Annotated in this window: 1 protein-coding gene; it reads left to right on the top strand. The window is 80.1% G+C overall.

The window, feature by feature from the left end; all coding sequences use genetic code 11:
• A partial coding sequence (locus ABZ809_RS34410; protein ID WP_357566836.1) for a hypothetical protein occupies positions 1–3276 on the top strand: 3276 nt, incomplete at its 5' end.
• Positions 3277–3361 lie beyond the last annotated feature (85 nt).

Raw genomic sequence — 3361 nt, 5'->3', positions numbered from 1 at the left:
GCCCCGCCGAGCGTCGACGTCGCGGCGTTCCGGCTGATGGGTCTGGCCGTGGTCAGCCGCCTGGCCTCCCGCTACGCCATCCGGGTGGAGCTGCGGGCCGCGTTCACCGCGCTCGCCCTGGCCGCGCCGCTGCTGGCGGCGCGGCGCGGGCTGCGGGGCACCGCGGAGACCTTCGCCGCCGTGGGGCTGCTGCTGGTGCTCCTCGACGGGTACGCCGCCTGGTCGGTGGACCTGCTCGGCGTGACGGACTGGCCGGGCACCCGCTACGCCGCGCTGGCCGGGGGGGCCAGCGCGGCGATCGCCGCCGGGTACGCCCGGCTCAGCGGGCTGACCGTGCCGTGGTTCGCGGCCCTGTTCACCGCCCAGCCGGTGCTGCCCCTGCTCGCCGCCTCGGCCCGGCCGGACGCCGCCGGCTGGGCGTTGGCGTTCCTGGGGGTGGCGCTGCTCGACCTGGCGGTGCTGGTCGTGCTGCGCCGCCGGAGTCTCCCGGCGACGGCTCCCGCAACCCCCGCCGGCCCACCGGCTGGCCCGGCGGCCCCGGCCGGCGGAGGCCCGGCCGTGGCGCCCGCGCCGGCCGGCGAGCGTCCGGTGGTCCTGGCCGGGCGCGTCATCGCCTGGGTCGGGTACGCCGGCGCGCTGCTCGTGGCCGCGTGCTGTGCGTTGGTGCCGTTGTCCCTCGGCCGGGCTGCCGGCGTGCCGCTGCTGGCCGGGGTGCCGATGCTGCTGGTGGCGCTGACCCTGTTCGGCGCGGCGCTGCTCGTCGGCGGGTCGGTGTTCCGCGCCGTGGCCGCCGCGCTGCTGGTGCCGGCGCTGGCCGGCGCGTTGATCCGTCCGATCGCGGAGCTGGGGTTGGCGCCGGTGCTCTCGGCCCTGGTCGTGGTGGCGCTGGCCGGCGCGGTGCGGTTGCTCCCCGCCGGCTGGCGGGTCGGTCCCCGGGCCGGCGCGCTGTTGGTGGCCGGGGGAACGGCCCAGTTCGCCGTACTGCTGGCCGTCGCGTTCGCGGGTGTCGCGGCCGGGCGTTCGCTGCCGCCGTGGCGGGGAGCCGACGCCGGGCCGGACCTCGCCCAGGGGTGGCAGGCCCCGGTGGTGATCGCGCTGACCGTGGCGGCCCTGGGGCTGCTGCTGCCGGGGGCCGCCCGACCGGCGCTGGCCGCGATCGGCGTGGCGGCCGTGGTGCTGGCGGTGCCCGCCGGCTGGCCGTCGCCGTGGCCCGCGGTGGTGGCCCTGGACCTGGTGGCGGCGGCGGGCCTGCTGGCCGTCGCGGTGGGGCGTCCGGGCATCCGGTTCTGGACGGTGCTGGCCTCGGCGGTGGCCGGTGCCGTCCTGTTCGGGCACGGCCTGCTGGTGGGGCTGGCCGCGCCTGCCGGGGCCGGCGCGGCGCTCGCGGTGGTGCTGGTCGCCGGGATCCTCGCGGCACGGGCCGGCCGGCGCGGGGCGGCCGTGCAGCGGGGGGTGGCCGGGGTGGCCCTGGCCGTCGTGCCGCTCGCGGTGCCCGCCGGCGCCGCCGTCGCGCTGATCGCCGCCGGGGCTGCGCCCTGGTGGCAGGCGCGGGCGGCGCTCGCCGCCGCCGTGCTGCTGCCCGTGGGGCTGCTCGCGGTCCGCCGGCACTGGCCCGACCTGCACGCGTACGCCTCCGTCGGGTTCGCCCTGGCATCGGTGGCGGTCGGAGTGGCACCGGTGGTCGTACCGGCCGAGGAACCGGTGGCGCTGTACGCCGCCGTGGCGGTCCTGCTGGCGACGCTCGGCGGTGCGGCGCGTGCCGGCATCGTCCTGCGGTTGGCCGGCGTCGGGCTGCTCGTGGTCTCGGTGGCCGCCGCTCTTCCGGTGGCGTTGACGGCGCTGTTCGCCCCGTACGGCGGCGTGCCGCCCTGGTCGGGGGTGCCCACGGTCGGGCCCGATCCGGGGGCCTTCCCGGCGGGCCTGGCGCTGGCCGCGCTGGCGGTGGCCGGCGTGCTGGCCGGCCGGCCGGACCGGGACGCCACCCGGCCCGGCCCCGCCCCGGAGTGCGCCAGCCGGCCCGGTACTGCCCCGGAGGGTGCCAGCCGGCCGGCGGGCACCGGCTGGTGGCGGGCCGCCCTGGTCGCGTTGCCGTTCGCCGCGCTGGCGCTGCCCGTGCTGCTGCTGGCCGCCGGGGCGCCGTGGCCGGTGCTGCCGGCCGGCACGCTAGCCGGTGGGGCCGCCGTGGTGCTGGTCGTCGCGCTGCTCGCGCCCCGCCCGCTGCTCGCCCCGGTCGGCATGCCGGTGGGGCTGGTGCTGGCCGCGTCCGGGCTGCTGGGGCTGCTGGCCACCCGGGCGGGCACGATCGCGGGTCTCGGTGTGCTGGTGGTGGCGGCGACCGTGGTCGGCGTGGCCGCCCGCCGGGACACCGCCCGGCTGGGCGGGGCCCTGGTCGCGGTGGCCGCCGCGACCAGCCTCGCGGTGGTCGCGCCGCTGGCCGGCGGGCTGCCGCTGCGGACGGCCGCGTTCAGCGTGCTCGCCGTCGCGGTGCTCACCCTGGCCGCCGCCGCGGCGATCGGCCGCACCCGGATGCCCGCCGGGCCGATCCCGGCGGTCGTGCCGGGAGCCTTCCCGGGCGGCGCGGTGTCGGTCGCGCCGGCCCGCCCGGGACGGGCCACCACGGCGACGGCACTGGACGCCGCCGCCCAGGCGGTGGCGCTCGTCGCGCTGCTGCTCGCGGTGGGCACGCTCCGCCACGCCGCCGCGGTCTGCGTGCTGTGGGGCGCCGCCGTCGGGTTGCGGGTGCTGCGCGGCGGGGAGCCGTCGGGCCGGCGGTGGGCGTTCGCGGGCATCGCCGGCGGCAGCGAGTTGCTCGGCGGCTGGCTGCTGCTGGCCGCCGGAAAGGTGGCGCTGCTGGAGGCGTACACGGTGCCGGCGGCGGCGCTGGCCCTCGGCGCGGGCGTGGTGGCGCTGCGCACGCGGCCCGGGCTGACCAGTTGGCTGGCGCTCGGCCCGGGGCTCGCCGCCGCGCTGCTGCCGAGCCTGGTCTCGGTGTTGGCGGCGCCGGACCCCCAGCCGTGGCGGCGGCTGCTGCTGGGCGCCGCCGCGCTCGGCGCGGTACTCGCCGGAGCCACCCGCCGCTGGCAAGCGCCGGTGCTGCTGGGCGGCGTCACCCTGACGCTGCTCGCGCTGCACGAGCTCATCCGTGGCTGGGACCTGCTGCCCCGGTGGATCTTCCTCGCGGTCGGCGGGTTCCTGCTGATCGGGCTCGCCACCACCTACGAGCGGCGACGGCGGGACCTGGCCCGCCTCCGGGCCGCCGTCGGCCGGATGGGCTGAGCGCGCCGGTCACGTCGAATGGGTGTAAGGAAGGGCACCTTCCTAACGCAATGCGTTAGGAAGGTGCCCTTCCTTACACCCCGGC

It is taken from the genome of Micromonospora sp. NPDC047074, from assembly GCF_040643815.1.
Classification (GTDB): Bacteria; Actinomycetota; Actinomycetes; order Mycobacteriales; family Micromonosporaceae; genus Micromonospora.
The sequence above is the reverse complement of the archived record's forward strand: the minus strand, read 5'-3'. Positions and strand labels throughout refer to the sequence as shown.